This is a genomic window from Nitrosomonas sp. Nm58 (assembly GCF_900107335.1).
Lineage (GTDB): Bacteria > Pseudomonadota > Gammaproteobacteria > Burkholderiales > Nitrosomonadaceae > Nitrosomonas.
In genome coordinates, this window is the sequence record NZ_FNPQ01000032.1 from 22,606 (window position 1) to 30,118 (window position 7,513).

Sequence of the window (7,513 nt, forward strand, 5' to 3'; positions counted from 1 at the left end):
ACTAAATTTAACCTTTCCGGACTTTCCTACCCGACAGTGGATGGCTAGAAAATGGCTCAAATCGCTCAAAGCCTCTAACATCGATAACACCACCACCGCGCGTATATTCATCTTCAAAATGATCTAGAAACTCCATAAAAGTATGATCAACCAAATTTGCGTTCTGAAAATCGATCACTACTTCCTTGCCAGGCTTAAACTGATTAAATACCTTTTTAAAGCCTATCAAATTAGAGAATATAGCTGAATCACGAATCGTTAGATAATACTTATCATTCTCCTCCTTTAGCTCATATCTCGCAGAAAAAAGATTGCTCAATTTTGCACCATTGACAATATGAAAGAGAAATTTGACTAAAATACCGGAGGCAACCCCCATGAGCAAATCAGTTGCAACCGTCACAGCAATCGTGACAACAAAAATTGTCAGTTGCTCGCTACCAATTTTGTAGGTTTTGAAGAATTCATGCGGATGCGCGAGGCGCCATCCGACGAATACTAGCATCGCTGCCAATGCTGCATTTGGAATCATCTCAATGATTGGAATCATTAGTAACATCGATATAAACAAGAAGAATCCGTGGAAGAAATTTGCCCAGCGTGTCCTCGCTCCAAAACCGATGTTAGCAGAGCTACGAGCCACTTCCGATATCGCTGGAGAACCTCCTAGTACAGCGGCAAGCGTGTTACCTGCGCCCACCGCAATCAGATCCTTGTTGAAATGAGACTGACGTTTCCATGGATCCATATTATCGATAGCCTTAACTGTAAGACAAGACTCAAGACTTCCAATAACCAAGAACATCACAACATATTTCCAGAAAGTAACGGTACCAATGCCCGAGAAATCCGCATTAAAGCCAAGAACTCCCCAGAAATCTCCGATCTGAACAAGCGCATGTGCCCCTTGAGTTGTCTTGTAATCGAAAAATATCGTTGCAGGTATCGCTATTAGTAATACGAGCATTGGTGCCGGAATTTTTTTGGCTAGCGGATTCTTTATTTTTGGCATGATCAACATGAGCGCGAGGCTGATTAATCCAACCACTGCGATAGGCCAATTAGGATTCATAAGAGACTTTGGCAACGCAGCATAGAGCGCAACAGGATTCATTCCCTTCAGATCTGCTGGATCAATACCTAACATGATATGAGCTTGCTTGGAAATAATGATCAGCCCGATCGCAGCCAGCATTCCATGGACAGCCGAGTGTGGAAAGAAATCGCTCAATGAACCCGCTTTCAGAAAACCTATGACAACTTGAAGAAATCCAGCAACGACCATCACCCCCAGCGCCATACGCCAACCTTCTATTCCGCCACCAAACTCCATGACACATCCAGCAACAATAGTAATCAACCCAGCTGCCGGTCCTTTGATCGTCAAAGAAGAACCAGCAAAAAAGGCAACCAACAAGCCTCCTATCATGGCAGTCAGCACACCCATTGCAGGAGGAAATTCTCCTGCCTTAGCAATCCCTAAACTGAGCGGTAATGCCAGCAGAAAAACAAAAAAACCTGCCATAAAATCATATTTAAAGTTCTCTTTTAATCCAGCTAACCCATCTTTTGGAATACTTTGCTGCGATGTGTCCATCTATACCTCCAGTTATGTTAATAAAATATGCACGGCTTGATTAAGACGATCTATTTGGAACTTCATGATAAGTTTTGGCATGAGGCCCCAGGAAAATACGGGAATACATCCTTATTACCGAAAGGCCTAGTAAAATGTAACTTATGGCTAGAATAATCGCGAAATCGATCTGTTCTGTATGGATATAGGTAAAAACTAAATCCACACCCAGGAAAGAAGGTGTGATAGGAAATGCCATTAGCCCGAGGCATGACAAAAAGAAGATTAGCGCCAGATCTGGATGCTCATAAACATGACCTTGAAAATCATTCCAGTCAATCTTGCCTTCGAGTGTTTTTAGTCTATCTAACGCGGCAAATCCTATTATTCCTGAGAGGAGAACACCACCTAAATAAATGGCCATCTCAATGAAATTTGATTCTTCATAAAAAGAAACGGCCAGTGTTATCCAAAAGTGATATACAACCATGAGCACCCAGCTGAATTGCGCGTTTCTTCTTTCTGTGAAAGATCTAATCACCATCAGCAAACCAACAAAAGCAAAGAATGTCGGGAACAGATAATAAATCGATTGTGGAATGCTACCCTTTGCGTAGATACAGATAACACCAATAAAAGTACTGATGGCGATGAAGTTGAAAGCCGCATTTTCTCCTATACCATCCAGTTTTCTGCCAAGCCATTTCATCGGATTCCATAAGATAAAATATATGAATGAGTCCAAGTAAAATTCTTTGGTACTCAATAAATAGACACTATATTTAAGCTTCCTTAAGGTCCCATTCCTGTCATTAGGGAGCCGAGGAATAAAATTATAAAATTGTTCCCGAATGAGATAAGACACTACCGAAGGTGAAACTAAAATTTGGTACGTCCTTAAGAATGCATTCCCAGCCAAGTGAAAGAGTGCTAAATCATGTAATCCTATGGCCACTTCGATAAATATGATTCCAATTTGGGCAGTAGAAGAATAGGCAATCTGTGTCTTAAGGACGACTGTACGCGGGATATCAGCGTGGCCACAACACTGGTTGCTAGTCCTATTACGGCTATAAGTATAACGATAGGTGTCAGGTGCTCCCAGAACGGATAAGCTCTTAACAAAAGAAAGACACCCAAATGCACCGATAGTGAGCCATAAAAGATCGCACTGGAAGGAGTGGGCCCCTCCATGGCTCGTGGCATCCAAGAAGTAAAGGGAAGTTGTGCTGATTTCACGGCGGCAGCAAGCAAAATCATGAGCGAAATCACGATACTGATTGTCATATGACTATGAATCTGCGCCTGAACTATTTCACTATTCGTCAATTTTATGAATGTGATATTTTCGTGCCATAAATGATGACTCAACCAGATGCAAAAAAGCAGACCCATATCGGCTATACGAAATACCGTAAACACTTTCAAGGCATTTTTAACAGGCAAGAATCTATCTCTGTAGAAACCGATCAACAGAAATGAGCAGATACCCAATACCTCCCACCCAATAAACAATGTTTCAAAATTGCCTGAGAAAATGACAATGTTGTAGCCAAGATAGAACAACAATAATGCATTAAAAAAACGCTTATACCCATTGTCACGATGTAAATAGTATGAACTGTAAACAGTTACCAACAATATCAGGAAGCTACCGATAAATAGGAAAACAGTGGTGACTTTATCGAAATAGAATGAGATAAAAAACTGATAGTCAGGCGATTCATATAAGCTAAATTCAGTGGTCTGATAGGTTGGAAAATCGCCTGGAAATAGCCAGAAAGCGATAAACAACCAGGCACAGATTAAATGAAATCCTACAGTCGCAAGTGAGGCCCAAGCAATGAATCTCTCCATTCTCGCTGGAATAAACAGACTCGCTGCAAACCCAACAAATGGAATAATAATCAGATACTTAAGAAGTGGAGCTAGTAAGAAAGTCATCATGAAACCCCATTCTTATTTAATGAGATAAACGGGCAGATTTTCTTTGGTCGCATCAACGATATGTGTCGTTGGCGCCTCGATGGCCGACTCTATGATCGGAATCGTATCAGAGATGATATCAATCGGCTGCGGCAGCGGCTTGAAAGGCACAAATTTACCATCCCTGAACAGGAAAATTTCGCGTGTTTCCGGATGCACTGCAACGATGCGTACCCACTCATTAATATAAAACTCATAAGTTGCCGCTTCTTGGTTAATCGACTTTAAAACGACATCGGGAAAATGTTCGACAATGACAAGCAGCCTAACAGGGTCATGCACCTCAATCATCTGACTTGGGAGACCCGGTCTTAAGTCACCATCGCTACCATTAGCAACACCAATCAATCCCATAATGTTATACGGAAGCTTTGTTCCCGCGCCCATTCTATAATTGTCCATACGCGAGAAAAAATATTCCAGGTTGATCCCTCCCAAAACAGGCCCCACTGGCCTCATGACCATCAGCAGATATTTTCCATCTGGGTCAACACGGTAGTTAAAAGAGTTCATGAACGCCCTGCGATCCAAAAAGATTCTTTTGGTTAACTGACGCCTGCCCACAACACAGATTGCATTAGTGGCATGATTCAGTTCAGGCCGTGGTTCAAAAAGAGAGACCGAACGTTTGCGGACTTCTTCATGAATTTTTTCTGCTTTATCTTTGGTATTGATCGACAACAGTCTTCGTGAACGTTCCTTCGCATTAAGATCCAGTGCTTTGTTTATCACAGATACATTCTTGCGGTGCCGAGTAAGATTTTCAGGAGATAACGCATCTTCATCAAAATAAGATACTTCATCACGGGTTGTATCGTGCAAACCACCCACAAACTGAGTGCCGCTCGGAATGTTGATTCCCCTGGGACGAAGAATCTTTCTGACTTCAGCATGATTAGCAATATGGCAAATCACACGCGCATTCACCGAGCCTGGCCTACCTGAGCAAGCACCGCAATCATAAGCGGCATAGTGTGGGTTATTTATGCTACTTGCGCCGTGACCAAATACATAGACAATCGGCGCAAAATGATCAACAAGTCCTATCCCTTTCAACAGATTCTCCAGATTGGTTGCCATTTCTTCAATGGTAAACCCTATTTGCAAACCATTTTCTTTATCATCTGGACTCTTATTCTCAATGGTAAGCGATGAAAGCTGATACATATGCGCGAATGACGAAGCCATTGCAGGTGCTGCAGTAGGTCTAAAAACACTAAATGCCAATTTCAAAACAGAGAAGAATCCCAACGTCTGGGTAATTAACCAGCCATGGAAAAGAGCATGTGATAACTTGGAAAGTAGTGGTTCACTCCTCCGTGGATGGCGAGTTTCTGTTTCCTTGATCAGATGCTTGGGTGTGTTGGGCGCTGGGCATAGTTTGGTGTAAAACTTCCCATGTTCAGGCTGAAAAAAGAACTGAACGCCAAAGAATCCCGGCGTACCAAATGTTTCGCATTTAGAATCAATGCCTTCAATATGACGACGAAACGAACATTCTCTATCATCCAGACAAAACATTGCCTGAAAACTTTTATCATCTGTTATATTCTCTTGTGGTTTTTCTTGTAGTTGAATTGCAGCAAGCACTTGATTGTAGTAAGACCACTCGAAAGCTTCATGCCATAATGTGATAGCTTCATCAAGCTCAGTTTCTGGCACATCTGAAAAAAGTGGCTCTGGTCGATTCATCAATTTGCCAGCCAGTGGTGACCAGATTTCACCAAATTGAGCATCTAATGTATCAATTTCAAGCAAGAGCTCAAATTTGATTAAATCATGCAACGTAATATCTTTTCGGTTTAGGAAAAACTGAGGCTGATCTTCAGCTACAGCGACAATACCTGACCAGCCTTGATGAGCAAATTGTTGATCGTACAAATAATGTTCATAGAGTGACTCATCACCAACAAGAATATTTAATAATTTACTGATGCTGCAATCATCGGAAAGAAGAAGCTCCCTTGCTCTCGTTTTTTTGAAAAGGCTGATAGCACTTTCTTTTTCTAAATCTCTCATGGCGGAAAAAAAATCTCTATCGCCAATAGGAAATCCCCAAACAGATATTCCTTGATCAAGATAATTACAAAGAATTCTAAATAAGAATGGCTGAATGAGTAGATCTAGATCAATACGATAAGCTGTTTTCCAGTTAGCCCTTAACTGACCAATTCTTGCGGAGATAGAAGTGTTATATTTTTGATTGAGGAGTTTATCTATCCACTCATCAGTTCTATCCACCCCTTTTCTCTCTGAAATAATTCTTTTCAGAACATCTTCTCTAATGCGACCAGAATGATAAAGTGCTCGATATTCCTCTAATTGAAGTTTTGTTTGATAACCAAAAATTTTTGCTGCTTTCCTAGCCGCATCATGGAATTTCATTTGCTGAAATGCATGCAGCGTATTGTGATGAATAAAATCTTTTAGGGGTGCTTGAGCGGGCAAGTAGTGCTTTAAATTATGAAGTACCTTATGTTCATCAAAAGATGAATTCTGTGTATTCATTTGAGAATCCCTGTTATCAAATTCAAGCGTATTTTCAATTATCAATTCCCACGCGAATAAGCAGCCACTATGACGATTGGATTACACAAAAGAAATTTAAAGTGAATTCATTAATAATTTTTTCTTCGAATTCATTCTTTATTTAAAGATTGCTGTAACGCCTTATTTAATAAATTATTTATTATGAAATTTATTTACCACCAATTAAGTCAATATGAACAATAGAATATGACGTCATCACACATATATTTCTAATATTTATAGATAAAAATTAACATATTGAGTGTGAAGAATTCGTGAAGTAGAGAGAACAAATTATTAAAGAAAATTCTGAGTAAGTAGAAATTTTATGAAATGAGAAATAAATAAGTTGAGAATATTTCATGAGAGGTGGCGTTATTTAAACCGTTGTAAGATTTAACGGTCTTACGCAAGCTTAGCGAAACACATTAACTCGAGGTGCCGATATTGAGTATTTCTGAAGGAATACTGGTTATGTCACTCCTTCAGGAAAGTACAGATAACGCGTTGGACCTTCCCATTGGTTTGAGGTCTATTAACATAGGTAAATTTCTGACCGATACCGCGCTGCTGGCAAGCCGTACTGACGCATGCTGCTCGGCATCTGCATACCTTTGCCGTTATGTCGTTATCGCAATAGGCACAATCAATCTCATAAGAGCACTGGGAAATAACTGTGGCTATGAGGAAGAAGCAAGCAGCGCTGACTTGGATTTGTCAGGCAGAATAGCGGCATCCAAGTCGTGAAAGAAGTTGTCAATGACTATAAACTTGGGATGGTAACTGCCCTTTACATAGCGGCAAGCATTGGGGGAGATCAAAATGAACCAGCTCACCAGGAGCGAATTTGTATACCGACGAGTTTGCGTTGTCGGTGCTCCTGGATGGCCTTCTCTATCTTGGTAAGTCTGTTCTGGGCATCATGGTAATAAGTGGATGAAAGCGTCTATTCATGCCGTCGCGCTAACCCCCAATATTGCACAAAGGGAAATGGCAATTCCTTCATTTTATTCGGCATAGATAGCTGAATTATAAAGAATTATAAGAGAATTGCTATTTCCCTTTGTGCAATATTCAGGCTAAGCAGCTTGTTATAATCTCGCCCATTTATGAATCTGATAAATCATTACTCGACTGAGCTGGTACCGTTCTGCCAGGGTAGTTACTGTCCAACGCTATGTGTTTGCGAAAGCCACCAACTCTCCTGGTGATCCAGTAAGATTAATCAGCAATATTTATGGATGTTCAGCTACGGTATTCTTCTAAATAGTCGGTCCTGCAAAATGCCTAAGATCCTCATGAATTCTCCGTTTCAGGGAAAAAATTTACTTCCTAAACTCTCAAGAATTCATAATATCCGCATCTAAACCTGAGGGAAATTAAGGTATTTAATATTTAAGATGGCTATCGACGACTTTTTCC

Annotated in this window: 5 protein-coding genes; 1 reads left to right on the forward strand and 4 read right to left on the reverse strand. The window is 40.6% G+C overall.

What is annotated here, in order from left to right:
• Positions 1-7: 7 nt before the first annotated feature.
• From BLW34_RS11295 to BLW34_RS11305, 4 genes are all read right to left on the reverse strand, one after another.
• A complete protein-coding gene (locus BLW34_RS11295) occupies positions 8-1,597 on the reverse strand; it encodes a SulP family inorganic anion transporter (protein ID WP_090579582.1) in 1,590 nt (529 codons plus the stop codon).
• A gap of 40 nt (positions 1,598-1,637) precedes the next feature.
• Complete coding sequence (locus BLW34_RS16530) at positions 1,638-2,285, reverse strand: hypothetical protein (protein WP_218138844.1); 648 nt, start codon at positions 2,283-2,285, stop codon at positions 1,638-1,640.
• A gap of 236 nt (positions 2,286-2,521) precedes the next feature.
• On the reverse strand, positions 2,522-3,523 hold the full coding sequence (locus BLW34_RS16535) for a proton-conducting transporter transmembrane domain-containing protein (protein ID WP_218138845.1): 1,002 nt from the start codon (positions 3,521-3,523) through the stop codon (positions 2,522-2,524).
• Between the two features lie 12 nt (positions 3,524-3,535).
• The gene (locus BLW34_RS11305; RefSeq protein WP_090579585.1) at positions 3,536-6,070 is read right to left on the reverse strand and encodes a YbcC family protein; all 2,535 of its coding nucleotides are present in this window, start codon (positions 6,068-6,070) and stop codon (positions 3,536-3,538) included.
• A 495-nt stretch (positions 6,071-6,565) separates the two neighbouring features.
• Here BLW34_RS11305 and BLW34_RS11310 point away from each other — a divergent pair, with 495 nt between their 5' ends.
• A complete protein-coding gene (locus tag BLW34_RS11310; protein WP_090579588.1) occupies positions 6,566-6,838 on the forward strand; it encodes a hypothetical protein in 273 nt (90 codons plus the stop codon).
• Positions 6,839-7,513: the final 675 nt, after the last annotated feature.